This window comes from uncultured Allofournierella sp., assembly GCA_944382705.1.
GTDB lineage: Bacteria > Bacillota > Clostridia > Oscillospirales > Ruminococcaceae > Allofournierella.
Map to the genome: position 1 here is coordinate 18232 of CALWNE010000033.1, position 25958 is coordinate 44189.

The window sequence follows — 25958 nt, forward strand, 5'->3', positions numbered from 1 at the left end:
CCACTGCACCGCAAACCATGAATCCGAAATTTTTGGAGGGAAAACAATGGAGCTGAACGAAGCAAAGAATACCAATGCCCAACAGGCGGAGGAGCTCAGCGAAAAGGCGTATAACGAGCTGGTCGCTGTGCGCCGCGAAAAACTGAAGGGCCTGCAGGAAGCGGGCAACGACCCCTTCCAAAAAACCAAATACCCCCAGGATGCTTACGCAGCGGACATTAAGCGTGAGTACGAATACCTGGCCGCCGAGGAAGAAACCGGCAAAATGGTATATCTGGCTGGCCGTATGATGAGCAAGCGGGTAATGGGCAAGGCCAGCTTTGCCGACCTGCGGGACAACAGCGGCGATATCCAGCTGTATGTGCGCCGGGACGCTGTGGGCGAGGACGAGTACGCCGCTTTCAAAAAGTTTGACATCGGCGATGTAATCGGCGTGCGGGGCGAGATTTTCCGCACCAAGATGGGCGAAATCAGCGTGCGCTGCACCGAAATCGAGCTGCTGTCCAAGAGCCTGCTGCCCCTGCCCGAAAAGTTCCACGGCCTGAAGGACCAGGAAATCCGCTACCGTCAGCGTTATGTGGACCTGATTGTAAACCCCGATGTAAAGGAAACCTTTGTAAAGCGCAGCATGATTCTGCGCGAAATCCGGGATTATCTGGACAGCAAGGGCTTTTTGGAGGTGGATACCCCCATCCTGCTGCCCCTGGAAATCGGTGCGTCTGCCCGTCCCTTTGTAACCCACCACAACACCCTGGATATTGATATGTACCTGCGCATCGAGACCGAGCTGAACTTGAAGCGGCTCATCGTGGGCGGCTTTGACCGGGTGTATGAGGTAGGCCGTATCTTCCGCAACGAAGGCATGGACACCAAGCACAACCCCGAGTTCACCAGCATCGAGCTGTACCAGGCCTTTACCGACTACAAGGGCATGATGGACCTGGTGGAGGAGCTGTACAAGCGCCTGGCTCAAAAGATTTGCGGCAGCCTGGTGATTCCTTACCAGGGCCACATGATTGACATAGGCCACTGGGAGCGCCTGACCATGGCCGAGGCCGTTAAAAAGTACGCCGGCTGCGATTACTATGCCTGGGCCACCGACGAGGACGCCCGTGCAGCTGCCAAGGAAAAGCATGTGGAAGTTCCTGCCGATGCCACCAAGGGCACCGTTCTGGTGGAACTGTTCGACGCTTATGTAGAGGACAAGCTGATTCAGCCCACCTTCATCTACGACTACCCTGTGGAAAACAGCCCCCTGGCAAAGCGCAAGGCCGACGAGCCCGCCTTCACCGAGCGGTTTGAGTACTTCATCAACGCCATGGAGTTTGGCAACGCATTCAGCGAGCTGAACGACCCCATCGACCAGAAGGCCCGTTTTGAGCGTCAGGTTGCTGCCCGCAAGGCACAAAACCCCGCCGACACCAGCCAGGTGGATTACGATTACATCACCGCTCTGGAGTACGGCCTGGCTCCCACCGGCGGCCTGGGCTTTGGCCTGGATCGTCTGGTCATGCTGCTCACCGATTCTGCCAGCATCCGTGATGTACTGCTGTTCCCCACCATGAAGCCCATTGACTGAGCAAACACCCATAAGTGCTTTCAATCAAGCTTATAAAGGTGCATGGGGCAATCCAATAAAATCAGAATCCTGCATCATAAAAAAGGGAAAGGCAGCCAGTAAAATGGCTGCCTTTCTCTGTTGTTTTACACTAAACTGTCAGTCGACACAAGGAAACTGCCTGTCGGTTGTGGATGAGGGCCTAAAATGCTACAATCCAGTCATCACAAAACATAAGGAGTGGAAATGCTATGGAAAAACAGACTTTTGGAACAATGGTAGCGGCATTGCGGAAAGAAAAGGGAATGACACAGCTTGAACTGGCCCAGGCGATGGGTGTAACCGATAAGGCTGTTTCAAAATGGGAGCGAGATTTATCCTACCCTGATATTGGTTCCATTCCCAAATTGGCAGAACAATTGAATGTGTCTGTTGAAGAGCTGATGCAGGTTCAATGCAACCAAAAAAACACAGCTGAACACAAGCCCATACAGGCCACTGTGCAGCTTGCGTTAAAGGGGATTGCACTGGCTATGGGTGTTGCGGTAACAGCGTTGTCTGCAATGCATCAGGTGGAAGTGCAATCGGCAATATCCATGTTGGGAATAGGCCTTGGCTGTTTGGCCATGTCGCTTTTGGCAAAACAGGAGGGAAGATAATCCACCCCCGAACCAAACCCATGCCGAACCTCCATTCCTACAAAGCTGGCTGATTGTTTGACCGACAGCGGCGTACAGCTGGCTGGAAGTCAAAAATGCTGTTTTTTAGGGCGGGGGATTTTTGTGTTCTGCCAAGGGTCTGCCCCCAACACCCCCCAAACGCTTGACGGAATTTTTTAAATACCATACAATAGGGTAAACCCCTTAACAAAGCCGCCTGTCGGCTGGTCCATATCCTAAAAATGATAATTTTGGCCGGCAAAAGAGGGAAGCTTGTTTGGTCAATTACTGGTTATGCAAAAGGGTGGCCCCTTCCGGGCTGCCTTTTAACTTTATACAAGGAATCTGGCAAGGGGTTCGTTTGCATACAAACGGGCAGAAAAAGGCACAGTGCAGCTCAACCCACTAAAGGAGGCGAAGGCGATGGAGTTTATCATTGAACACCTGACAAAAGGCTTTGAAAACAAGGAAGTTTTGAGAGACATCCAGTTTACCTTTGAAGAGGGAAAAATCTACGGCCTTCTGGGCCGCAACGGCGCAGGAAAAACCACCCTGTTCAACTGCTTGAATCAGGATTTGAAGTCGGACGGCGGAACTTTTTATCTGCGGCAGAACGGCCAGCACCGCAGCCTTGTGCCCCAGGATATTGGGTATGTACTTTCTACCCCCACCGTGCCGGAGTTTCTCACCGGGCGGGAATTTCTCAAGTTTTTTCTGGACATTCACCAGGAAAGTATTCCAAACCCAAAGCCGCTGGATGAATACTTTCAGTTTGTGGGCATTGCCCCCCAAGACCGGGACAAGCTGCTGAAAGATTATTCCCACGGCATGAAAAACAAGATGCAGATGCTGATTAACATCATTGCCCAGCCTAACATTCTGCTGCTGGACGAACCTCTCACTGCCCTGGATGTGGTAGTGGCCGAGGAGATGAAACAGCTGCTGCGCTCGCTGAAACAAAATCGAATCATTATCTTTTCCACCCATATTCTGGACCTGGCACTGGATTTGTGCGACGAAATCTTACTGCTGCACCACGGAGAGCTGGAACGGGTGGACAAAACCCATCTGGACAGTGCTGCCTTTAAGGAGCGCATCATCCAGGCGCTGAAGGAGGAGTAGCTTATGTTTAAAACGCTGCACATCTCCTTTGCCCTGCAAAATACCTACCGGGTAAACGCCATTTTGTATTCCCTCAAGCAGGTGCCGCTCCTTCGGCGGATTCTGCCAGTCAGCTTGTACCGGGTGAAAGGGTTTAAAATACTGGCCAACATTCTGGCGGCAATCTGGGAGCTGATTGCGGTATTTGGCGGCAAGGCAGTGTACTTTGCCCTGCTGTTTTACAGCATGAGGCTGCTGCACAGCCAGCTGCCCGGCAGCCAGGTGTTTTTGCACCTGCTCTTGTTTCTCAGCCTGGTGGGGGGCCTTATAAACACCAGCCTGTTTGAGCCCACCAAGGCCCAGTACTATGCGGTGATGATTTTGGGCATGGATGCCAAAGCCTATACACTGACGGCTTTCTTTTACACCATGGCAAAGGTGGCGGTGGGCTTTTTGCCCTGTACCCTGGTGGCCGGCGGCTTGGTCGGTGTGCCTTTATGGCTGTGTGTACTGCTGCCCCTCTGCGTGGTGGCCATTAAATTCATCTTTGCATGGTGGATGCTATGGAAACACCGGCATTGGAATGGGGCCGAAAAAATGTGGCCCTTGCGTTTGGCGGTGATTGCCTTGCTGCTGGCCGCAGCCTATGGCCTGCCCGCTTTGGGGGTTGCGCTGCCCCCGGCGGCGGTGGTTGCCTTTTTTGCGCTTTGCCTGCCCGTGGGTGCTGCGGCTGCTGCTGGAATTCTTCGGTTTGATGGCTACCGCCCCATCTGCCGGGAATTGCTGCTGAATCTGTCTGGCAAGATGGATGCAGGTGCAGCCAACGCATTGAAACAGGCAAGTGAAAAAAACATCTCGGCAGATGGCTCCATCACCAGCAGGAAAAAAGGCTTTGAATACCTGAATGAGCTGTTTATTAAACGCCACCGGCGAATTTTGTGGAAAGCCACCGAAAAAATTACCCTGGTGTGCGGGGTGTTGGCGGCAGCAACCCTTTTGTTGATGCAGTTTATACCAGCGGCAAAGCCTGTGGTAAACCAGTTTATCACCACCCAGCTGCCCATGTTTGCCTTTGTGATGTATTCCATTAACCGGGGTACCAGCTTTACCCAGGCCCTGTTTATGAACTGCGACCATAGCCTGCTGACCTATTCCTTTTACAAGCGCCGGGACTTTGTGCTGCGGCTGTTTCAGATTCGGCTGTGGGAGATTGCAAAAATCAATGGGGTGCCTGCCCTGGTGATTGGCGGGGGACTGGCCCTGCTGCTGTGGGCCAGCGGAGGAACCAGCCAGCCGGTGTACTACCTTATTTTGCCGGTGGCGGTGCTTTGCATGAGCGGGTTTTTCTCCATCCATTACCTGACGCTCTATTATCTGCTGCAACCCTACAATGCAGGAACCCAGCTGAAAAGCGGCACCTATAAGGTTGCCATGGCGGCCACCTATTGTGTGTGTTACATGATGTTGCAAATCAAGATGTCGATTCTGGTGTTTGGGGTAAGCACCATTTTGTTCTGCCTTATCTATGGGCTGGTGGCCAGTGTGCTGGTATACCGGCTGGCCCCCAAAACCTTTCGTATTCGCAATTAACCTGCTGTGCCCGGCGGTGCCATGCCCCCCTGCTGCGTACAGCGCAAAACAAGTACCACAAAGCCCCCTGCAGGGGGCCTGCAAAAGGAGTATCTAATATGAAAATTTTGGCTGTGGATTACGGCGATGCCCGCACTGGGCTTGCAATTTCGGATGCAAGCGAGCTGCTGGCCACGCCGCTGCCTCAAATCGAAGAAAAAAGCATGAACAAGGCAGCGGCTGCCATTCTGGAAGCCTGCAAAACCCAGAATGCACAGATGATTGTGGTGGGTCTGCCCCGCAACATGGATGGCACCGAGGGCTCTCGTGCGCAGAAAACCCGCAAGATGGCCGCTATCCTGGAACGGGATGGAACGCTGCCGGTGTATTTTTGGGATGAACGGCGCACCACAGTAACCGCAGCAGCCCAGCTGAGCGAAGCGGGCACCTTTGGCCAAAAGCGCAAGGCAAAGCTGGACTCTGTCAGTGCAGCCGTCATTCTGGACAGCTTTATGGAATGGCGTAAACACCACCCAAACCAGGAGCCAAACCAGTTATAAGTAAGGCAAAAGAGCCAGGCGTGTGCCTGGCTCTTTTTTAACAAAAGGCACCCCCGGTGGAGATTTATTGCGCCGATAGGGGAAATATGTTATTATAATGCTAACGACAGGCGGCTTTGCCTGTGAAAATTAACAAAATTAAAGGAACTCGGAACCATGGAACATGGATTTGAACAAAGCCAGCTGGCACAGGATATACGAGCATTCCACTGCCCCCGATGGGCAGAACTGCCCGCCATTGCCCTTTATATGGACCAGGTAACCGGCTATATCAATGAGGTGTTTGCACCCATCGCCCCCCAGGACCAGGAAAAGATGCTTACAAAGGCCATGGTCAACAACTATGTAAAACTGCGGGTGATGCAGGCCCCGGAAAAAAAGAAATACCACCGGGCACACATGGCCTATCTAGTAACAATTTGTGTGCTGAAACAGGTGTTCAGCCTGCCGGAAATTGGGCAGATGATACAGGTGCAGATTAATCACTGCCCCGTGGAGCAGGCCTACGACCGGTTCTGTGAAGAATTGGAGCAGGCCTTTGCACGGATGTTTGAGCAGGAGGTACAGCCCCAGCATCATCACCCGGGCAGCGAGCTGGACCTGTTGCGCTGTGCAGTACAGGCCTGTGCAAAAAAGGTGTATGCCCAAAAGCAGCTGGCGTATAACCAGCAGGCAGAGCAGATGCAGGAGGTGCAGCAATGAAGTTAGAACAAGTGCAGGTGGTTTATTTCAGTGCAGCAGGCAGCACCCGGCGCATTGCCCAGGCAGTGGCAGCAGGTACTGGGCTGCCTGTGCAGGAATGGGATGCAACCGCCCAGCGTGCCCAGGCTCCCTTTCAGCCCACGGCCAACACCCTTACCATTGTGGCCGCCCCCAACTTTGAGGGGGTAGCTCCGGAGCCTTTTTTGCAAAAGCTCAGCCAAATGCAGGGGGCGGGCATGGCGGCAGTGGTAACCACCTATGGAGCCCAAGGGCTGGACAGCGTGCTGCTGCAATTGCAGCACAAAGCCCAGGAACAGGGGTACAGGGTGGTTGGTGCAGGGGCTTTTGTGGCCCGGCACTCGTTGGCTCCCGGCATAGCCTCGGGTCGGCCCAATGCAGAAGATTTGACCCAGGCCCAAGGGTTTGGGGCACAGCTGGTGGAACTGATCGACCAGATGCAGCCAGAACAGGAGTATACCCTGACCCTGCCGGGCAAATCCCCCTATCCTAAAACGGAACGAGCAGGGGCCTGGATTAAAACCAGCAAGGCTTGCGTGGAATGCGGCCGCTGTGCCGATGCCTGCCCCACCGGTTCTATTCCGGCAGAGAAACCCTGCAAAACCAACCATAAAACCTGCATTGCCTGTATGCAGTGCGTGTATGTTTGCCCGGCCCATGCCCGGCACCTGGGACGGATTCGCCAGTGGGGCATAGAACAGATTTTGTGCAAAAAGTGCAAGCCCCAGCATCCCAACACCATTTGGCTGGCAGCCCCACAAACCAATGAGCAGGAATCAGACTAAAAGGCTGCACCCAGGCATCTAGTCAATCGGGTGATTGCCGCAGCACAAAAAAACAGCCTGCTCTCCCGTTAGGGAGAACAGGCTGCTGTAATGAACCACAAAAAGCGGGCAAGAAGTTCCATCCTTCTTGCCCGCTTTCCTTATGTTTTGAGCACAGCCAATGCGTTCAGATGCTTGCTGTCACCGGGGAGCACACGGCTGCATGGTGCTGAACAGACTAGGAAATTACTCCTTGGAGAACTGGTCCTTGCCTACGCCGCACAGGGGGCACAGGAAGTCTTCAGGTACATCGGCCCACAGGGTGCCGGCAGCAATGCCGCCCTCAGCGTAGCCTTCGCTCTCGTCGTAAACCCAGCCGCAAACATCGCAAACATAGCGTTCCATAGTTGTTACTCCTTTGTTAGTGTAAAATTAAATCCATTCCAACAAACGCAGCAAAATGCAAGCATTCGTATAGATTGGAAATGCTTCCATGAATATAGTATACCAGAATTGTGGATAAAAGTAAAGAGTAAAATACAGGCAATGCAAGAATTTTATTTAAAAGACCACACCGGCTTACAGCAAGGGGGCAAACAGCCGCAGCAATACCTGGGCAATCCGCTTGGGAATGGGAGTTTTGAGGGTTTCTTCCAGGGTGACCTCATGGCTGACTGCCATGCACTGCTCCAGGTCCGCCCGTACATTCTGCACCATCTGGCCGCCGTAAAAGGCGCAACAGTTTTCAAAATGCAGGTACAGGCTGCGGTAGTCCATGTTGGCACTGCCCACAATGGCGGTTTGGTCATCTGATACATACATTTTGGCGTGAATAAAACCGGGGGTGTACTCAAAAATGCGAACCCCAGCTTGCAGCAGCACACGGTAGTAGCTTTGGGTAACCCAGTACACATACCACTTATCGGGAATGCCAGGGGTAATGATGCGCACATCCACGCCGCTTTTGGCAATTAAGCTGAGGGTGGTAATCATTTCGTTGTCCACCACCAGGTAAGGGGTGGCAATGTACACATAGCGGCAGGCCTGCTGAAGCACATTGAAGTAGGCGTTTTCCGCAATGTTTTCATCGTCCAGGGGGCTGTCTCCGTAGGACTGAACAAATCCGTCGGCGGTGTAACGCAGGGTAGGGGCATAGTCCAGCGGGTTGCTTACAGTGCCGGTGGTAAAGTCCCACATCTCCAAAAACAAGGCGGTCAGGGATTGCACACCGCTGCCCTTCAGCATCAGGCCGGTATCCTTCCACACGCCAAACCGCTTTTTTCGGTTGATGTATTCGTCAGAAAAATTCAGTCCGCCGGTAAAGCCCACATTGCCGTCAATCACGGTGATTTTCCGGTGATCCCGGTGGTTGAGCATGGTGTAGTCGGAAATATGGTAGGAAAGCCGGAACGGCCCAAAGGCGTAGCACTGAATGCCAGCCTGCCGCAGTGTTTCGGCGTAGTCCTCCGGCAGGGTCATCATACAGCCGAAGGAGTCGAACAAAAGGCGCACATCCACCCCTTCTGCGGCTTTTTGCTTGAGTATTTCCAGGGTGGTGTCCCACATATAGCCGGGCTTGATGATGAAATACTCCATAAAGATGAACTTTTTGGCCTTTTTTAGTTCCTCCAAAAACCGGGCAAAAAAATCCTGCCCCCAGGGGTAGTACTCACTTTGAGTATCTGCGTACAGGGGAGCACCGGCGTGCTGGGCCAGGTAACGGGCGCTGCGGGCCAGGTTTTTGTGGTGCACCCAAAGCTGCTGCAAGGGTTGCTCCTCCTGGGGAATGGCCTTGGTACAGCGGCTGCTGATAAGCTGCATCTTGCGGGCGTGGCGGTTGGCCACATTCCGATGGCCCCAAAACAGGTAAAACAGGGTGCCGGTGGGGGGCAGCAGCAAGATGATAATCAGCCACATGATCTTGTAAACCGGGTTTACCCGGTCCTTATCCAGCAGGGTAAGCACAGCAAACACGCTGATGAGGGTAATGAACATATAAAACAGGGGAAAGTTCTGGTCCAGCACCATGGCAACACCCACCACCAGGCCCACCTGCAAAAACAGGGTGACCATAAAGAAAAAGGTGCGGGACAAAAGCCCCCGGCCCAGCTTCTTTTTTGCTTTATTCACGGGCTGCGAAGACATAAAAAAACCTCCTTGCGGGGCAACAGGCAGCATTCCCTGCCTAAGCTATAAAAAAGGGGGGGAGCACAGCCAAGGCCGTGCTCCTCCGCAAAACGAACAAAAACAGAGGCGTTACTGGGAGCTGCTTGCCGCCTGGAAACCGGAGCTTGCCGGGGCGCTGTCGGCAGAGGCGGCATCGCCCTCGCTGCCGGCGGCCTGGTCTGCCTGGCCGTAGGTGGTGATGGTAATGCTTTCCACCAACACCTCCTGGGTGGGCTTGCCGTTCTCGTCCACCGGAGTTTGCGCAATGCTGTCCACCACTTCCATGCCCTCATACACCTGACCAAACACCGTGTCGGTGTAATCCAGGTAGGCAAGGCCGCCCACTGCATCGTAGGCTTCCAGCACTTCGGTGCGGGTTCCCGCCTCCTCCAGCTGGGTGCGCAGGTCACTGCCAAGTTTTTCGGCAGGAGATTGCACAAAGTAAAACTGGCTCATGCCGGAAACAGAGTCATCCGGGCTGAAAGCGGCACACAATGCGCCGGAATAGTGGTGAAGCGCATCGCTGATTTCCTTGGGGTAGGGGTTGTTATTCCAGATGGTGGAGCCGCCGGTGCCGGTACCGGTGGCATCGCCTCCCTGTACCACAAAATCCTGCATAATGCGGTGAAAACTGGTGTTGTTGTAGTACCCCTGCTGGGCCAGCTGGGTGAAATTTTCCACCGCCATGGGAGCCTGTTCCGGATACAAAACCGCCTTAATGTCCCCCTTTGTGGTATGGAATACCGCAACCGGCGCATCGGCCTGCGGGGTTTGAAATTGCAGTTCGCTGCTTTGGTAAGCAGGGCGGCGGGCCAGGCTGCCCACCGGGCCGCAGCCGGCCATAAGCCCCAGGGCCAGAAAACAAGCGCTGGCCAGCGCAATCAATTTTTGCAAAAGAAAGGGCTCCTTCCTAAAACTCAAGATGAGAAGTCAAAAAATAAAAAACATACATATTATAGCATAAAACCGGGCAGAATAAAGCAATCCTCGCAAAAGTTTTGGTCAAAGATTTTTGGAACGATTTTCGGTGCTTTTCCCTATTGACGGCGGCGGTAAAAACAGGTACACTGTAACTAACAAAAAACAACTACACCGCACCGGACTGCTGCCGGGTGCAGTTTAAGGAGTAAGCAATGGCTGATATCAAAGAGCCTGCAATGCAGGAAGAAGAATACACCCCCGACCTGGTCACCCTGGAGGACGAGGAAGGCAAGGAGCACACCTTTGAGGTGATTGACGCTGCCGACCACAAGGGCACCCATTACATGGCCCTGGTACCTTATGTGGAGGATGAGCAGGAGCTGGTGGATGCTGACCTGGACCTCATTCTCATGAAGGTTGGTCAGGATGCCGAGGGCGAATACCTGGACATCGTGGAAGATGACGAGGAGCTGTACGAAGTAAGCAATATGTTTGAAAAACGCCTGCGGGAGTTTTTTGAAATCGAGCAGTAAACCAAATGCATCCTGCCTTGTTCGATTTGTTGCGGCTTTAAATAATCCTACTAATCAAATCTAGGGAGCCCGGAGTTGGCCACCGGACCGCAGACCTCCCGCCCCTTCGAGGGGAGCACGGAAGCAGGGAGTGGAATTGTGGACACAGGGCACCCACCTGCCATTCGGTAGGTTTTGATTGGTCGCAGACGGCAAGGCGGGGCTATTGGAATACACACAGCGAAGGTGGCGTTTCCTGCATAGGAAGCAAGGCCTTCGCTGTTTTTGGTTGCAGACGAAAGGAGAGAATCGGCCATGAGCAGAGGGGATTACCATGGGTTCAGCCATGTATATGCCAGCAGGGCCGGCACCAAAACCAAACAAGCTTACGATGAATTTGATTATTCGGCCATGCAGGAGGCAAAAAAGGACGAGCTGCTTCGGGCTGTGAAACGCCCCACTCTTACCATTCAGGCAGGCTACCGGAGCAAACCCCGCAAGGCATCTGCACCGGGGCGGCAAAAGCAGCAGATGCTTGTAACATTCAAAAAGCAGGAGGAATCAACATGAAGGAGTCGCCCATTCAGAACAACGGGTTACGGCTGCTAAAAAAAGGTCAAAAAGGCCTGGTACACGCCCTGTTCAGCCGGTTGGGTTTGTTTGTGGTACTGCTGGCCATGCAGTTTTTTGCATTGTTCAGCGCATTCCGCTGGTTTGAGGGGGTTCTGCCCCATCTGTTTGGCGGTACGGTGCTGTTTACGGCAGGTATGGTGCTGTACCTGCTAAATTCGCCCATAAACTCCACAGCCAAAAACACCTGGCTGGTGGTTATTATGCTGCTGCCGGTGTTTGGAGCGCTGCTGTTTTGGTATACGCAAAGCGAATTTGGCCACCGGGCTGTAAAACGGCGCATTGAGCAGCTGGTCCAACAAACTGGCCAGCTGCTGGCTCAGTCGCCCCAAACCAAACAGGAGTTGAACCAGCAACCCGGATGCAGTGCACTGGCAAGCTATGTAAACCGCAACGGCTGCCATCCGGTGTACCAGAACACTGCTGTTACATACTTTGCCAGCGGCGAGGCCAAATGGCAGGAGATGCTCCGCCAGTTGGAGCAGGCCAAGCACTTTATCTTTTTGGAATACTTTATTGTGGATGAAGGATTGATGTGGGGCCGCATTCTGGAAATTCTGGCCCGCAAGGCCAGAGAAGGGGTAGAGGTGCGGGTGATGTACGATGGCACCTGTGAATTTTCCACGCTGCCCCAAGACTACCCCAGGCGGTTAAAGGAGCTTGGCATCCAGTGCAAGGTGTTTGCGCCGGTGGTACCGCTGGTTTCTACCTATTACAACTACCGGGACCACCGCAAGATTTTGGTAATTGATGGTCATACAGCCTTCAATGGTGGCGTAAACCTGGCGGATGAATACATCAATCACATCGAAAAATATGGCCACTGGAAGGATGCAGCCATCATGCTCAAAGGCCCGGCGGTGCGCAGCTTTACCCTGATGTTTTTTCAGATGTGGAACATCTTTGAAAAGGATGCGAAATTTGACGAATTTTTGGATATACCAGTCCCGCAGGTGCCCCAGGCCCAAGGATTTGTTATGCCTTATGGTGATTGCCCACTGGATGAGGATAAGGTGGGCGAGATGGTGTACATCGATTTGCTGAACCGGGCCACCAAGTCGGTTTCTATTATGTCGCCCTACCTGATTTTAGACGGCGAAATGGAAACCGCACTCCGCTTTGCAGCCCAGCGTGGTGTGCGAGTGCGATTGATTCTGCCCGGTGTGCCGGACAAGTCCGCCCCGTATGCACTGGCCAAAACCCATTACCGCTCGCTGCTTAAAGCGGGGGTGGAGCTGTATGAGTACACCCCGGGATTTGTGCACTCCAAGGTATTTGTAATGGATGGCGTGGAGGCAGTGGTGGGCACCATCAATCTGGATTACCGCAGCCTATACCACCACTTTGAGTGCGCAACCTGGATGTGCCAGGTGCCCTGCATTGCCCAGATTGAGCAGGATTTTGAGAACACCCTGCCCCAGTGCCGCCCTGTAACGGAAAGCACCATCTGGGCTGGCTGCCAGCATCTCAAATGGCTGGGCCGTTTGCTGAAAGTAGTGGCTCCTTTAATGTAATAGAATTTTGCAAAAACCAATTTGGTACAGCATAACAAAAAACGGATGCAGCATTTTTCTGCATCCGTTTTTTGTTAATGTACTTGTGGGTGGAACAGGAAAGGGCGTTTTGGGTGCAGGGCAATCAAAAGCCCAAGGGCTCGCCCACCAGCAGAACTTTAATGCGGCCCTCATGCCGCTGAAAGCCCTGAATCACGGTGTTGCAGCAGATGCGCTGGGGGCTGTGGCAGTGGCCGCAAACCCCGGTGGTGGCGCAGGGGGTCTGGCAGTGCAGCCGGTGGGCGTTGGCCGGGGCGGCAATCTGCTCCACCCGCTGGCGGGCGGCTTCCAGGTCGGTTACAATTTTGTTGCAGCCCACCACCAGCAAAACATTTTTTGGGCCAAAGGTCATGGCCGCCACCCGGTTGGAGTTGCCGTCCACATTGTACAGTTCACCCTGCTCAGTTACAGCGTTGGAGCTGGCAAGGTACCAGTCCGCAGTAAAAATACGCCCATACAAAGCATCCAGCTCGGGGCCGCTGACCTTGCGCCGGTCCAAAAATTCGTAGCTGCCGCTTTCCAGCAGCTGCATTACGCCGGTTTCGTCCAGGCTGGCACTGCCGCCGCAGGCCACCACGGCCCCCTTGGGCAGCATATTTTGCACAAAGGGCAAAACCTCTTGGGCGGTTGACACATAATAGGCTTCCATCCGGTTGGCTTGCAGGGCCTTCATGGTGCGCTCAATGCGTTTTTCCAGGTTGTGTTTCAAGGCTTCGTTCATGGTTTGCGTCCTCCTTGGTTGAGGGTCGGGGCGGCTTTGGCCCGGCCCATGATCCTTTTGTTCAGTATAGCACAAAACAAGAGGGATTTTCCAATGTTTTGGAGATTTGTGCCGTTGAAAGATACCCTGCTGGTGTGCTACAATAAATGCAGTATTTGGCAGGCACGGCTGCTGGCTTTGTGCCTTGAGCAAAAAAGGAGAGAGAACCCATGGGCAAACGACTGCAAGCAGGGGATACCATCCCCGCTTTTTGTTATGATACCCCCCACGAGCCGCAAAAATCTTTTTATGAGCTGGCCCAGGGAGAAAAACCCCTTATTATAGTCTTTCTGCGCAATTTTGGGCACCCCATTACCCGGCATTTTATCACCCAATATCTGGAGAGTATGCCCGCTTTGCGCAGCCTGCGCCTGGTGTGCGTGGTGCAAAGCCGGCCCGAAGCACTGGCCCAGTCCATCCAGCCGGGTATGCTGCCCTTTGAGCTGATGTGCGACGCAGAACAGGCTTTGTACGATTACTTTGATGTGCAAAAAAGCAGCAGCATTCTGCGCAGCTACTCGCTGGAAGCCCTCAAAATTGTGCGCAGCGCTCAAAAAGAAGGCTACCGTCCCAACAAAAACGAGGTGCACCAGCTGCCCCTTACCCTGATTGTTGGGCCGCAGGGTAAGGTGCTGTTCCGGTATTACGGCACCACCGTTACCGATTTGCCCCCCAACTGTGAGGCCATGGAGGGCCTGGCCTGCGAATTGGGACTGGGCCAGGAACAAGCAGTAAACCAGGATTATATGGCCCACCAGAACTGGCAGTCCGGCTTTGAAAATGAGCCGCTGGAGGAACTGACCCAGGAGCAGCTGCAAGCGTGTTTGGAGCAGCAGACCCCGGCCCCGCAAGCATGGGAACAGCCCCATGGTGAGGAGCAGGCAGCACCGCAGGAACAACCAGAACAGGTGGAACCGGTTTTGGAACAGACCCCGGAGGCTGCACCCCAGCAGGAGGCCCCGGCGCCTCAGCAGCCTTGGCAACAGGAACAAACCCAGCAGCTGGAACAGCAGCCGCAGCCTGACCAGCAGGAGCAGACGGAGCAGCAGGAGCAGCCCGATGAGCCCCAGGACCCCCAGGAGCCTCAGCAGCCGCAGGATTTTTATCAGGTAAAGCTGGAACCGGTACAGCGGCCGGAAAGTCTGCCCATGGGCAAGGTACACTACCCCCAGAATCATTCCCCCAAACGGGTGGATTTTTCTGCCCTGGGCTTTGATGGGGAGTGAACCATGCCTTCTGCCGTTGAAGCATGGAGAAAAAAGGAGTTGTTAGTGCTGTGAAGCACAGTCTTCGTTATACATTGCTGCTGGTGCTTGCCGCATGGATTTGGGGCGGCGCTTTTGTGGCCCAGAGTGTGGGCAACGACTTGATTGGCCCCTTTACCTTTAACTGTGTGCGCAGCTTGCTGGGCGCACTGGTGCTGGTACCGCTGATTTTTGTGTTTGGCAGCCGGGGCCGCACCCCGGGCGGCAGCCGAACCCTTTTGAAAGCGGGCCTGGGGTGCGGTGTTCTGCTGGGTCTGGCTTCTGCGCTCCAGCAGGTGGGCCTGCAATATGCCAGTGTGGGCAAGGCAGGCTTTTTAACCGCCCTGTACATTGTTATTGTGCCGCTGCTGGGGCTTTTGTTCAAACGCAACCCCGGCAAGCAGGTTTGGGTGGCGGTAGCCGTTGCCCTGGTGGGCCTGTATCTGCTGTGCTGGAGTTCCGGCGGCGGGTTTGGCCTGGGGGATTTGCTGCTGCTGGCTTGCAGTGTGCTGTTCAGCCTGCACATCCTGTACATTGACCGGGTGGCCCCTCTGGTGGATGGCATCAAGCTTTCCTGCCTGCAATTTTTGGTGGCAGGTCTGGTGTGCTTGGTTCCGGCCCTGGTGCTGGAGCACCCCACCTGGCAGGCGGTGGCCTCGGCCTGGGTGCCCATTGGCTATGCAGGTATTTTAAGCAGTGGCGTGGCCTACACCATTCAGATTGTGGTGCAAAAGCATGTGGAGCCCACACTGGCAAGCCTTGCTTTCAGCCTGGAAAGCGTGTTCAGCGTGCTGATGGGCTGGCTGGTGCTGCACCAGGCCCTTACCCTGCGGGAATTGCTTGGCTGCGGCCTGATGTTTTTGGCCACCATTCTGGCCCAGCTGCCCACCCGGCAGAAGGAACCCAAAAACCAGGCAAGCCCGGCGGCAAAATCATAAAGTTATACACAAAAAGGACGGGTTGCGCCAGGGTACAAACTACCGGTGGCATAAACCGTCCTTTTTTGATAGAGTCGCCTGGAAAGGGAATAGCCGGTTGTCAGATGAATTAAGAATTTGCAGTATCCCCACTGAGGAAAAGAAGAGAATAACCCGTTGGATTGAAATGGCTGCAAAGCATTGCACTGCAAGCCACTGCCCCGAATGAAATGAGAGAGTAAAGCCAATGGAAGTGGGCAGGGGAATGAGGTCTGATGCAATGAAGGTGTATGATTTTGATGGTTGCATCAGTTGACTTGTCGTTTGAGAATGGATGCTGTTTTTGAGTAACTGAACGGTCAGCTGATAATTTTGGTAGTGCATTGGTTCCCTTGCAGGAGTGGTCTTAATAATGGACGATAGCTCTTTGTTTGGATGGTTTTGGCTAAGAATGATTTTGTATCAAATCCGGCGTTCCTGATTTTGCTGATAGCCCAGGATATACTCGCACCGTAAAATTGCATTTTACAATCTTATAAAGAAATGGATGTACTCTGCCAATGGTTAAGTCTTTAAGGAAATCCAATTTGGAATTACTCAGAATTATTAGTATGATTTTAATTGTTATGAGCCATTGCGACGATATATTCGGTCTATATAGTTTATATCGCTACACACTTGGGATTAACAAATTAATTACGGATTGGCTGCATATTGGCGGGCAAATTGGTGTGGGATGTTTTCTGCTCATTTCCGGATACTTTATGGTGGACCAGAAAATAACCGCAAAAAAGATTATTAAAACAGCCGGTGTAACATGGTTTTACTCCATAGGGATATGGTTTATATGGATTGTTTTTATAATTTGCTCAAACAGTGTTAGCGATGTTGGGCTAACTGATATTTTAAAAAATTCCATGTATAGCTTGTTCCCTATTGTTTTTAGCCACTATTGGTTTGTCACAGCGTATATTATTTTAATGATTTTTTCGCCATTTCTAAATAAATTTATTGCGTCGATGAACAAAAAAGAGTACTCTGCATTGCTCATTGCGCTGATTGCAATTTTCGTTGTTATTGGCTGCGGATTTCCGCTTGCTTTGTTGGGTGAGGGAATGCCGTCCTTCCTTTCAGGTATGCTTGACGGAAGATTGATTCCTGTTTTTATTGTGTATTTTGTTGCTGGATACATTCGAAAATTCGGAAATCCTACAAAAAAGAATGCTCCAAAACATATTTTTATCGCAATTTTATTTTATATCCTGCTGTTCTTTTCGGCTTATATAATCACATATCTGGGAAATCGTACAGACAATCGCTCGATTACAGCGCTTTATTATTATTATAGGGTGCTAAATAGCCCACTGATTATGGTTATCTCTGTGGAATTGTTTATTGGGTTTACAAAGCTGGATATTTCGTACAATCCTTTTATCAATTTGGTCGCCGGAAGTACATTTGGTGTTTACTTGATTCACTCGAACTGTATCGCTGCACAAATTTTTTTGCCAGCATTGCTTCCGATTTACAAAGAGGACAACTCCCTCTTGTTATTTCTCTATTCTGTTCTTGGAGTGGTGGCGCTGTATGTTTGCTGCACGCTTATAGAACTCCTGCGCCAACGAACGGTGGATAAATTATGGATGCATTATCTGGATACCAGATTTTGCGAACAATATCAAATAATTCTCCGTGGGGCAAAATTCATTTGGGCAAAAGCTGCTGCTCTACTTACCCAATATTATAACTAATTGAGCACAGTTGGTTTTATGCACAACCTTAAAACACAAGAGGGCAGCCATTTGGCTGCCCTCTTGTGTTTATACCAATAAACTTTACAGTTTTTAGTGACAGCTGCGCTCCATCTGCTGGCGAGAGACCTTTAAAGCACGCAGCAGGTAGCTGCCGCTATGCAGCAGCCACAGGCCGCCTACCAGCAAAATCAGCAGGTTGTTTGCGCCGCTCATCATGCTGAGCATCATAAGAAGCACCAGAACAACCGGGTAAATCATGGACATAAAGCGGAAGGTGGTATAGGCACATTCACCAATCTGCTGCCGCTCCTGTTCGTCACAGCTTTGGTAGAATTTTTTCTGAAAGTTGTTGTCCAGGCAGTTGTTGGGTTTTTCCGGTGCAAGCAGGCTGTTCAGGCGAATGCAGCTTTGCTGGAGGGCTGTATCCCAGGCCAGCTGAACAGTCAGAGCAATCACTCCAATGATAGCCGCTAAAAGCTGGTGGCTGCTCAGCAGGGCAGGAAAGGCCATGGCAGAAAAACTCAAGATCCAAATCATGCAAAGAGTGGTCATGGAGATGGCCACATTCAGCCGGTGGCTTAACAGGTCGTAGCAGGCTTCATCCTGTAAGGCTGCATCTTTCAGGGAGCGGCAGTGCAGGTACAGCAGGTTGGTAATAGCAAGGGGCACAAAGCCTGCCAGCAAAAACCAGAAGGAGGTTTTTTGCAAAAATGCGTTGAGCCACTGGCTTATGCTGCTAAGCTGGGGCGTGCTGCCGGCGGTTACAAAACCACCCACTGCGCCCAGCAGAGCACACAGCAGCAGGGTAATAAAGAACTGACGCCTTGGATTGGATTGCTTGGTTTTGCTGAAAGCAGAATTTGCGGATTGTTTCATGACGGTTCCTCCTCGGTTAAAAAAAAGATGGATTCCACAGGGGATTCAAATACCTGAGCAATGCGCAGGGCCAGCGTGATGGAGGGGTTATAGTCTCCCCGTTCAATCAGGCTGATGGTCTGGCGGGAGGCCCCCACCAGGCTGCCCAGCTCCTGCTGGTTCAGGTTTTTTGCACAGCGCAGCTCCCGAACACGGTTTGTTAGCGGCATATTGGATGCATCTCCTTTCGCTTCCCTTAATGATAACTATTGTTGTCATCCTCAGTATAGCGTTGACAACAATAGTTGTCAATAAAAAATGACAAATTTACTTGTCATTTTTTCTGTGGGGTGCAATACCGGCACAGCTCAGAGAAAAAAGCAGGGAACAAAAAGCCCGCAGCGGCACAAAAAAACAAGGCACCCTCATGGCCAGGGTGCCTTGTTTTTTTGTTTTGAGGGGGTGCAATCGGTGCCAGAGATGGGGCCATGGGCAAACTGCACCCAGCGGTTACTGAATGTTGAAAGCCCGCTGTACCCGGTAGATGGCATAACGGAAGGTATCCACCACCAGCCATAGCTGGATGAGCAGGTAGTTGGGCAGGTTTTTAAAACGGAACCGGGGTTTTTCCAGCTTGCCCATAACCTTGAGTGCTTCCCGGAAACCCTGACCGTAGGCCGGGCCAAAGCCCCGCAGCCGGAACATCAGGGCTTTCAGCAGATAACCGGCGGTCAAAAAGGGCAGGTTGAGCACAAACATCAGCAGGGGCATATTTTTGTAGGGCAGCAAAATGCTGTTGCGCCCGCTCTGGATGCTTTTGAAGGGGTTGTAGCGCACCGCACCGGTGGTAGCCCCGCAGATGTGATAGCAGCGGGCGGTGGGGCAGTATACATTTTTGTAGCCCAGGCTGTTGCCCCGCCAGCTGATATCCACATCCTCGTAGTAGGCAAAGAAATGCTCGTCAAACAGGCCGATTTTATCCAGAATGCTCTTGCGGTAGAGGGCTGCACCGCCGCAGGCAGAAAACACCCGGCAGGGCTTGGTGTAGCGGCTGGCTTTCATGCCATCGCCCCGCTTGCAGGCAAAACCAAGCAGGGTTACATAGTCGCCGGCATCGTCCGCCAGTTCCCGCTCGTAGTGCCGAATCATCAGGCTGCTTACCGCAAAAATCCGCTCGTCCTGCTGGGCGGCGGCAATCAGCTGCTCCAGCCAGTCCGGCTCAGCAAAGGCATCGTTGTTGAACAGGGCAACAAATTCGCCCTTTGCAGCCCGAATGCCCTGGTTTACGGCATAGGAAAAACCGGTGTTCCGGTCGTTTTCAATGAGGGTGTAGTTAGGGCGGCCCACATAGCTGCGGGCAATTTCCAGGCTTTCGTCGGTGGAGGCATTGTCCACCACAATCAGCTCAAAGTCCTGCATGGTCTGGGCCCAGATGGATTCGATGGAGTCCTTGAGCCAACCGGCACCGTTCAGGTTGGGGATTACAACGGTTGCTTTCATGGAGGGCAAAACCGCCTTTCTTTGTGAGAGTAAAAGCAACGCCGCACAGTGGAGGTTCCTGACCTGCGCCGCAAATTTTTGTGAGATAAACCAAAAAGTGCAATCAGTTTTTGGTAAATTGGCTGGTTTTTAAGTGTGGTAAAACCATAGCACAAAAAATAAGGGGCAGACCATGGGGCTGGTTGCCCTAAATGATGCGGTGTTGCCGGAAGTAAAATCTTTTGCCATTATAGCAAAAAAAACAGCCCGGAGCAAGGCAGCCCACACAAGGTGGATGACTGCTTCGGGCTGGTTTGGTGTTTGCTGGCTTTACTGCTCCAGAGCCTGTTCCATGCTTTCCAGTACAGTGTTCTGGTCCTGGCACATAACCAGAACCACGGCGCCGTTTTTCAGGGTTTTAATCTGGGCGGCTTTGGCAATGGCGTACTGGTCTGCCAGGTAGTTTTGCTGGGCAGCCTGCTGGGCCTGCACAAAGCCCTCCAGGGCTGTTTTTACCGCTTCGGTGCGGCCCTCGCTGGGCAGGAACACGCCAACGCCATAGGACTGCACATTCATGAGCGAAATACTGAAAGCGGCCTGGGTCACATCCTCCTGGCTCAGGCCCAGCATATCCAGGCTCAACTGGCCCTGGGTTTTAATCTGGTCCCCAGTCAGTTCCCCGGCGGTGCTGCCGGTGGCGTTGATGGTGCCGTTTTCCAGGGTGAATACCGGGTAGGCATCGTTCATGTCCTCGGTGCGGCTGTCGGTAACGGCATCTACCAGCTGCTGAGTGGTATAGTTGGCAGCAGAAGTGCTGGAACCAGAGCAGGCGGTCAGGCCGAAGGCCAGCAGGCAGACGGCAAACAGTGCGGCAATTCGTTTCATGGTAAACTCTCCTCCAAATACACAAACAGGCGGGGGTGTTTGGCTAGTGTGCCCCGGTATCTGCGGCGTATTCCGCCAAAGGGGCTTTGCATGGTATACGCATCAGCAGGGGGATTCATTGCATTCCTGCGGCAATTCCTCAAAAAGGGGACTGCGCTCCACCGGGGTGGAAAGGATAATCTGGGTGCTGGTGGGCCCCATCTGCTGAAATTGGGTGATAAGCTGTTCCAGGTCCTGCATATTGTGGCAGCTCACCTTGGCAATAAAGCTGTGGCTGCCGGTAACATGAAAGCACTGGCACACCTGAGGGCATTGACGGGTCATTTCCAAAAAGGATTCCCGGTCGCAGGGAGCGATGGAAACGCTGATGAGGGCGCCGATGGCCCGCTCCGGCTGGCGGCAAACCACCGTGTACCCTGCAATGATGCCCTGCTGCTCCATACGGCGGATGCGGCTGGATACAGCAGGGCTGGTAAGCCGCACCAGCTGGGCAATTTCTTTAACGGGCATTCGTGCGTTCTGCTCCAGCAGGGCAAGAATCTGGCGGTCTAAAGCATCCATGCAGCAATCCTCCTTTGTTTGGTTCCATCAGGTTTCCAGCAGATAGTCCAGATAGCGGTACAGATCGCTGGTTTTAACAAAGCCCTCCAGGTACACGCCGTTTTCCCGGTAGTCCTCCACCGTTACGCTGCCCCGGCTGCGCATGGGCTCGGCCAGAGCCAGTTTATCGTAGGGGAGCAGAATTTTTACAGCCCGCACCCGGTCCGAAAGGGCGGCATCCAGTGCGGCCAGCAGCTGGTCCAGTCCCTGGCGGGTTTTGGCGCTGGTGAGCAGGATGTCCGGCTCAAACACGGCTCCGGCGGCCTGGTCGCACTTGTTGTACACGGTCAGCTGGGGGATTTCATCACAGCCCAGCTCGCTGAGTACCTGGTCGGTTACGGTCAGCTGTTCCTCCCGCAGCTCATCTGCTGCGTCGGCCACCTTTACAATTACATCAGAATAAGCGGCTTCTTCCAGGGTACTCTTAAAGGCTTCCACCAGCTTGTGGGGCAGGCGGCTCACAAAACCTACGGTGTCCACCATAATTACCTGCAAGCCGCTGGGCAGGGTGAGTTTGCGGGCGGTGGGGTCCAGGGTAGCAAACAGCATATTCGCCTCCAGCACCTCGGCACCGCAGAGGGCATTCAGCAGGCTGGATTTGCCCACATTGGTGTAGCCCACCAGGCTGATAACCGGGGTGCCGGCCTTCTGGCGGGCACGGCGGTTTTCGCTGCGGCGTTTTTCCAGCTCCACCAGCTTTTGTTCCAGTGCTTCAATGCGCCGGTGAATGTGACGGCGGTCGTATTCCAGCTTGCTTTCACCGGCACCTCGGCGGGCACCGCCGCCGCCGCCACCGCCGCCGCCCTGGCGGGACAGGCTTTCACCCAGACCCTGCAAACGGGGCAGCCGGTAGCGCAGCATGGCCAGCTCGGTTTGCACCTTGCCTTCGCCGGTTACGGCACGGCTGCGGAAAATTTCCAGAATCAGCATGGTGCGGTCCATTACCTCAATGCCCAAACAGTCAGAAAGATTGCGAATCTGGCTGCCGGTAAGCTCGCCGTCGTACACGGCAGTTTGGGCTTGCAGGTTGATGCAAAGCTCCCGGGCTTCCTCCAGCTTGCCTTCGCCCAGCATGGTGCCAGCCTCCGGCGCAGAGCGTTTTTGCACCACCTGCGCAACGGCCTGCATACCGTTGGCTTCGCACAGAGCACTCAGTTCCTCCATGCTTCGGTCCATATCGTATTGACCCAGGTCCAGCCCCAGCAGTACAACGGGGACGGGCTGCTGGTCTTGCAGCAAAAGTTCACTCATGGTTTTATCCTCCAAAACAGGCAGGGCAGCATCCTTGCAGAGTGGCGCAAGGGGGGGCTGCCGGCTGCAAATAAACATCGTGGAACGCAGGGGCGCAAGGGTGGGGCGGGCGGCGGTGAACCGCCAGGGTTGGACAGCCTGCGCCCGGCTGCTAAGGTTTATTATAGAGGGCGCAAAAGGCAGTGTCAAATATCCCCATTCTAAAGGGCTAAAAGCCCCAAAAAGAGGGGCAAGAAACATAGGAATCGGTGCGTTGTGACGGATTTTAAAAGAAAGGGCGAAAGCCAGTCGACAAGAGCAAAGCCTCGTGCTATACTAGATTGAATTTTCGATTTTTTTTAAGGGCAAGCAAGAAACGAGGAATGTAGTATGACCGTAAAGGAACCGGTGGCAAACCCCATCATCCATGGGGTGATTTGGAAGCAGCTGCTGCGCTTTTTCTTTCCTATTTTATTTGGGACATTTTTTCAGCAATTATACAACACGGTGGACGCCATTGTGGTGGGCCAGTTTGTGGGCAAGCAGGCTCTGGCAGCGGTGGGCGGCGGTACCAGCAACCTGGTGAGCATTGTGGTCAACCTGTTTGTGGGCATTGCAGCAGGCACCACCGTGGTGGTGGCCCAGAGCATGGGCTCCGGTGACCTGCAAAAGCTGCGGCGCACGGTGCACACCTCTGCCGCCATGGCGCTGGTGGGCGGCGCAGTGTTTACGGTGCTGGGCATTGCATTGGCCCGGCCAGCCCTTGTGGCCATGGATACGCCGCCGGATGTGCTGGACTATGCAGTGGAATTTCTGGTGGCCTACTGCCTGGGCATGATTCCCGCTTTCTTTTATAATGTGGGCGCAGGTATTCTGCGAGCCATGGGGGATACCAGGCGGCCGCTGTACTTTTTGATTGCTGCCTGTGGGGTGAACATTGTGCTGGACCTGCTGTTTGTAGCGGTGCTCCAGCTGGGAACCATGGGAGCGGGCCTTGCTACCATGCTGTCGGAATGGGTGAGTGCGTTTTTGGTGTTTTTATCCCTGAGCCGCAGCGAAGGCCCCGCCCGCCTGGAGCTGCGGGAGCTGCGGCTGGAATGGCGGGTTCTGGTGCCGGTTCTGATTGTGGGTCTGCCTGCGGGCCTGCAATCCAATATGTACTCTATCTCCAATGTGATTCTGCAAAGCTCCATCAACTCCTTTGGCACCGACACCGTGGCCGCCTGGACCAGTTTTACCAAGGTGGACAGCTTTTTTTGGATGATTATGAGCGCCTACGGTATTTCGGTTACTACCTTTGCAGGGCAGAATTTTGGTGCGGGGCTGTACCAGCGGGTACACAAGAGCGTGCAGGTTTGCCTGGGCATGAGTGCAGCCACGGCGGTGGGCATGAGTGCCCTGATGCTGGCTTGTTCCGGCCCGCTGCTGGGAATGTTCACAAGGGATGAGCAGGTGCTTTCCATCGCAACCATGATGGCCCGGCACATGATTCCTTTTTATGTGACCTATGTGTGTGTGGAGGTCATGTCCGGCGCCATTCGCGGCTGCGGTCAGGCGGTGATTCCCATGGTGCTTACCGGCTGCGGGGTGTGCGGTCTGCGCATCTTGTGGGTATTCCTGGTGATTCCCTTCCACCGCAGCCTCTCCACCCTGCTGGCAAGCTATCCTTTAAGCTGGACCGTTACCAGTCTGTGTTTTGTGGCCTATTACCTGCTGGGGCACTGGATGCCCCGGCAAGGACGGCTGAAGCTGTGCCGAAAGCCCCAGGACTGAGCAGTAAATCAAGCCAAACAAAGAAAGCCGCCTGGCTTCCGGTAATTCGGGAGCCAGGCGGCTTTTGGTTTGCTTGCTTATTTGGAGAACACGCTCAAATCAGCGGTCTTGCCCGGGTAGATGCCCATGGGCTCGTAGTGGGGAATAGCAACGGTTACAATGTGGGTGCCCTGCTGTGCGTTGAAGTCGTCCAGATAGGGCTGATGCTGGAAGTAGTTTGCATCCAGGCTGCCATCTTCCACAGCGGTGTTGGGCATGACATAATCGTCAAATTCCTTCACTTCCAGGGTTACATTGTACTGTGCCAGAATGGTGGCGGCGTAGTTCAGGATTTCTGCATGGGGGCTGGGGGAAGCACCTACCTTGAGGGTAACCGGCTCGGCAATGGTGGGGATTTCCAGCTCCTCTGCGCCCATGGGCATTACCACGCCGTCGTAGTTGGCGGCAATCCAATCCTGCACATCCTGGCTCATGAGTACAGCGGCCAGAGCCTGTACGGCGGGGTCGTTTTCGTGGCCTTCCTTCACACACAGCACATTGCCGTAGGTCTGGGCGGCAACGCTCTGGGAATCCTCGCTTACCAGAACGGTGTCATCAATGCCGGCACCGGCGGCGTAGTTGCCGTTGATGACGGCAAAGTCCAGGTCGGGCAGGCTGCTGGGCAGGGCGGCAGCTTCCATGGGAACAATGGTTACATGGTAGGGATTTTCGGCAATATCCCGTTCGGTGGCGTTCAGGCCAACGCCCTCTTTCAGGGTGATGATGCCCTGGTCCTGAAGCAGCAGCAGAGCACGGGCACCGTTGGTGGCATCCGCAGGAATACCAATTTTGTACCCATCGGAACCGCCGCAGGCAGCAAGGCTCAGAGCCAGGCAGCCGGCAGCCAGCAAAGCAAGTAATTTTTTCATAGCGATAACTCCTTTTAGAGAAAGTCCGGCAATGGGCGGACTTTGGTTGTTGTAAAATGTAGCAAAGTCGGGCTCTTGCAAAGAGAGTCCGGTGCAAAACAAGCTGCACAAAGCCGAGAAAGCCGTACGCATCTTTCAGGCAGGCAGACTGTTTTGAAACAAAAGAAAAAATCAGCGGTTGCGTTTATCCGCCTTGCGGGCCAGCAGGTTGCACAGGCTTTGAATCAGGCAGACCAGAACCACCACCAGCGCAACGGTGGCATACATAACATCGGTTTGATAACGCTGGTAACCAAACCGGAAGGCGATGTTGCCAAGGCCACCGGCACCCACAGCACCCGTTACGGCGGTGTAGCCAAAAATGGTGATGATGGTAATGGAAAGACCACGCAGCAGGCTGGGCACACTTTCGGTAAGCAGCACACGGGTGATAATCTGCCAGTTGGTGGCGCCCATGCAGCGGGCAGCCTCCACCACGCCGGAGTCAATCTCCTCCAGGCTTTGCTCCACCATGCGAGCCACAAAGGGAGCGGCCGCAATGGAAAGGGGCACATTGGCAGCGGCGGCACCAATGGAGGTGCCCACAATCAGCCGGGTAATGGGCAGAACAAAGAAAATCAAAATCATAAAAGGAATGCTGCGGAACAGGTTTACAAACCAGCCGAACACAGCGTTAAAGCGGGGCGCCTCCATAATGCCGCCAGCCTTGGTGGTGGTAAGCAGCACGCCCATGGGCAGGCCAATGAGATAGGCCGCCAGGGTGGGGACGAAGGTCATGTAAAGGGTTTCCAGGGTGCCCTCCCAAAGAAGGGAACCGTATTGCGCAAAAAATTCCTGCAT

At 53.7% G+C, this 25958-nt stretch carries 26 protein-coding genes and 1 other RNA gene; 15 read left to right on the forward strand and 12 right to left on the reverse strand.

Annotated elements, in window-relative coordinates:
• Window positions 1–52 precede the first annotated feature (52 nt).
• From lysS to ACH2EM_RS04680, 7 genes are all read left to right on the forward strand, one after another.
• Window positions 53–1579: a lysine--tRNA ligase gene (gene lysS / locus ACH2EM_RS04650; RefSeq protein ID WP_395151007.1), complete on the forward strand. Its 1527-nt coding sequence runs from the start codon at window positions 53–55 to the stop codon at window positions 1577–1579.
• Between the two features lie 230 nt (window positions 1580–1809).
• Window positions 1810–2217, forward strand: a complete 408-nt coding sequence (locus ACH2EM_RS04655; protein WP_395150954.1) for a helix-turn-helix domain-containing protein — start codon at window positions 1810–1812, stop codon at window positions 2215–2217.
• A gap of 423 nt (window positions 2218–2640) precedes the next feature.
• A complete protein-coding gene (locus tag ACH2EM_RS04660) occupies window positions 2641–3339 on the forward strand; it encodes an ATP-binding cassette domain-containing protein (protein WP_395150955.1) in 699 nt (232 codons plus the stop codon).
• A gap of 3 nt (window positions 3340–3342) precedes the next feature.
• On the forward strand, window positions 3343–4908 hold the full coding sequence (locus tag ACH2EM_RS04665) for a hypothetical protein (RefSeq protein WP_395150956.1): 1566 nt from the start codon (window positions 3343–3345) through the stop codon (window positions 4906–4908).
• Between the two features lie 98 nt (window positions 4909–5006).
• The gene (gene ruvX, locus ACH2EM_RS04670) at window positions 5007–5447 is read left to right on the forward strand and encodes a Holliday junction resolvase RuvX (RefSeq protein ID WP_395150957.1); all 441 of its coding nucleotides are present in this window, start codon (window positions 5007–5009) and stop codon (window positions 5445–5447) included.
• A gap of 156 nt (window positions 5448–5603) precedes the next feature.
• Complete coding sequence (locus ACH2EM_RS04675) at window positions 5604–6149, forward strand: DUF1836 domain-containing protein (protein ID WP_395150958.1); 546 nt, start codon at window positions 5604–5606, stop codon at window positions 6147–6149.
• Window positions 6146–6952: a 4Fe-4S binding protein gene (locus ACH2EM_RS04680; protein ID WP_395150959.1), complete on the forward strand. Its 807-nt coding sequence runs from the start codon at window positions 6146–6148 to the stop codon at window positions 6950–6952. Before ACH2EM_RS04675 ends, ACH2EM_RS04680 begins: the two co-directional genes overlap by 4 nt.
• A gap of 225 nt (window positions 6953–7177) precedes the next feature.
• Here the strand turns inward: ACH2EM_RS04680 and ACH2EM_RS04685 are convergent, their stop codons facing one another.
• From ACH2EM_RS04685 to ACH2EM_RS04695, 3 genes are all read right to left on the reverse strand, one after another.
• The gene (locus tag ACH2EM_RS04685) at window positions 7178–7336 is read right to left on the reverse strand and encodes a rubredoxin (RefSeq protein ID WP_395150960.1); all 159 of its coding nucleotides are present in this window, start codon (window positions 7334–7336) and stop codon (window positions 7178–7180) included.
• A gap of 174 nt (window positions 7337–7510) precedes the next feature.
• Window positions 7511–9076, reverse strand: coding sequence for a cardiolipin synthase (gene cls / locus ACH2EM_RS04690; RefSeq protein WP_395150961.1), 1566 nt, complete (start codon window positions 9074–9076; stop codon window positions 7511–7513).
• A gap of 111 nt (window positions 9077–9187) precedes the next feature.
• A complete protein-coding gene (locus ACH2EM_RS04695) occupies window positions 9188–9991 on the reverse strand; it encodes a peptidylprolyl isomerase (RefSeq protein ID WP_395150962.1) in 804 nt (267 codons plus the stop codon).
• Window positions 9992–10230: 239 nt separating this feature from the next.
• Between ACH2EM_RS04695 and ACH2EM_RS04700 the strand changes: the two genes are divergently transcribed.
• From ACH2EM_RS04700 to ACH2EM_RS04715, 4 genes are all read left to right on the forward strand, one after another.
• Complete coding sequence (locus tag ACH2EM_RS04700; protein ID WP_395150963.1) at window positions 10231–10551, forward strand: DUF1292 domain-containing protein; 321 nt, start codon at window positions 10231–10233, stop codon at window positions 10549–10551.
• Window positions 10552–10557: 6 nt separating this feature from the next.
• Window positions 10558–10758: non-coding RNA, 6S RNA (ssrS, locus tag ACH2EM_RS04705), on the forward strand.
• 87 nt (window positions 10759–10845) lie between these two features.
• Window positions 10846–11100 carry a hypothetical protein gene (locus ACH2EM_RS04710; RefSeq protein ID WP_395150964.1) on the forward strand — a complete coding sequence of 85 codons (255 nt, stop codon included), beginning with the start codon at window positions 10846–10848 and terminating at the stop codon, window positions 11098–11100.
• Window positions 11097–12674, forward strand: a complete 1578-nt coding sequence (locus ACH2EM_RS04715; protein WP_395150965.1) for a phospholipase D-like domain-containing protein — start codon at window positions 11097–11099, stop codon at window positions 12672–12674. The genes ACH2EM_RS04710 and ACH2EM_RS04715 overlap by 4 nt, the downstream gene beginning before the upstream one ends.
• Window positions 12675–12798: 124 nt before the next feature.
• Here ACH2EM_RS04715 and ACH2EM_RS04720 read toward each other — a convergent pair whose 3' ends face one another.
• Complete coding sequence (locus tag ACH2EM_RS04720; protein WP_395150966.1) at window positions 12799–13434, reverse strand: lactate utilization protein; 636 nt, start codon at window positions 13432–13434, stop codon at window positions 12799–12801.
• Window positions 13435–13643: 209 nt separating this feature from the next.
• Between ACH2EM_RS04720 and ACH2EM_RS04725 the strand changes: the two genes are divergently transcribed.
• The 3 genes from ACH2EM_RS04725 to ACH2EM_RS04735 all read left to right on the forward strand — a co-directional run bounded on the left by ACH2EM_RS04725 (window position 13644) and on the right by ACH2EM_RS04735 (window position 17385).
• Window positions 13644–14699, forward strand: coding sequence for a hypothetical protein (locus tag ACH2EM_RS04725; RefSeq protein ID WP_395150967.1), 1056 nt, complete (start codon window positions 13644–13646; stop codon window positions 14697–14699).
• Between the two features lie 50 nt (window positions 14700–14749).
• A complete protein-coding gene (locus tag ACH2EM_RS04730) occupies window positions 14750–15655 on the forward strand; it encodes a DMT family transporter (protein WP_395150969.1) in 906 nt (301 codons plus the stop codon).
• Between the two features lie 566 nt (window positions 15656–16221).
• The gene (locus tag ACH2EM_RS04735; protein WP_395150970.1) at window positions 16222–17385 is read left to right on the forward strand and encodes an acyltransferase; all 1164 of its coding nucleotides are present in this window, start codon (window positions 16222–16224) and stop codon (window positions 17383–17385) included.
• Between the two features lie 93 nt (window positions 17386–17478).
• Here ACH2EM_RS04735 and ACH2EM_RS04740 read toward each other — a convergent pair whose 3' ends face one another.
• The 6 genes from ACH2EM_RS04740 to hflX form a co-directional block, all read right to left on the reverse strand.
• Window positions 17479–18264 carry a DUF3169 family protein gene (locus tag ACH2EM_RS04740; protein ID WP_395150971.1) on the reverse strand — a complete coding sequence of 262 codons (786 nt, stop codon included), beginning with the start codon at window positions 18262–18264 and terminating at the stop codon, window positions 17479–17481.
• Window positions 18261–18473 carry a helix-turn-helix transcriptional regulator gene (locus ACH2EM_RS04745; RefSeq protein WP_395150972.1) on the reverse strand — a complete coding sequence of 71 codons (213 nt, stop codon included), beginning with the start codon at window positions 18471–18473 and terminating at the stop codon, window positions 18261–18263. Before ACH2EM_RS04745 ends, ACH2EM_RS04740 begins: the two co-directional genes overlap by 4 nt.
• A 280-nt stretch (window positions 18474–18753) precedes the next feature.
• On the reverse strand, window positions 18754–19743 hold the full coding sequence (locus ACH2EM_RS04750) for a glycosyltransferase family 2 protein (RefSeq protein WP_395150973.1): 990 nt from the start codon (window positions 19741–19743) through the stop codon (window positions 18754–18756).
• 309 nt (window positions 19744–20052) lie between these two features.
• Window positions 20053–20607 carry a DUF4358 domain-containing protein gene (locus ACH2EM_RS04755; RefSeq protein ID WP_395150974.1) on the reverse strand — a complete coding sequence of 185 codons (555 nt, stop codon included), beginning with the start codon at window positions 20605–20607 and terminating at the stop codon, window positions 20053–20055.
• A 102-nt stretch (window positions 20608–20709) separates the two neighbouring features.
• Complete coding sequence (locus ACH2EM_RS04760) at window positions 20710–21168, reverse strand: Lrp/AsnC family transcriptional regulator (protein ID WP_395150976.1); 459 nt, start codon at window positions 21166–21168, stop codon at window positions 20710–20712.
• A 27-nt stretch (window positions 21169–21195) separates the two neighbouring features.
• On the reverse strand, window positions 21196–22458 hold the full coding sequence (gene hflX / locus ACH2EM_RS04765; RefSeq protein ID WP_395150977.1) for a GTPase HflX: 1263 nt from the start codon (window positions 22456–22458) through the stop codon (window positions 21196–21198).
• Window positions 22459–22827: 369 nt separating this feature from the next.
• Here hflX and ACH2EM_RS04770 point away from each other — a divergent pair, with 369 nt between their 5' ends.
• Complete coding sequence (locus ACH2EM_RS04770; RefSeq protein WP_395150979.1) at window positions 22828–24210, forward strand: MATE family efflux transporter; 1383 nt, start codon at window positions 22828–22830, stop codon at window positions 24208–24210.
• A gap of 77 nt (window positions 24211–24287) precedes the next feature.
• Here the strand turns inward: ACH2EM_RS04770 and ACH2EM_RS04775 are convergent, their stop codons facing one another.
• Both ACH2EM_RS04775 and ACH2EM_RS04780 read right to left on the reverse strand, forming a co-directional pair.
• On the reverse strand, window positions 24288–25118 hold the full coding sequence (locus ACH2EM_RS04775) for a MetQ/NlpA family ABC transporter substrate-binding protein (RefSeq protein ID WP_395150980.1): 831 nt from the start codon (window positions 25116–25118) through the stop codon (window positions 24288–24290).
• Window positions 25119–25289: 171 nt separating this feature from the next.
• Window positions 25290–25958, reverse strand: coding sequence for a methionine ABC transporter permease (locus ACH2EM_RS04780; protein ID WP_395150981.1), 669 nt, complete (start codon window positions 25956–25958; stop codon window positions 25290–25292).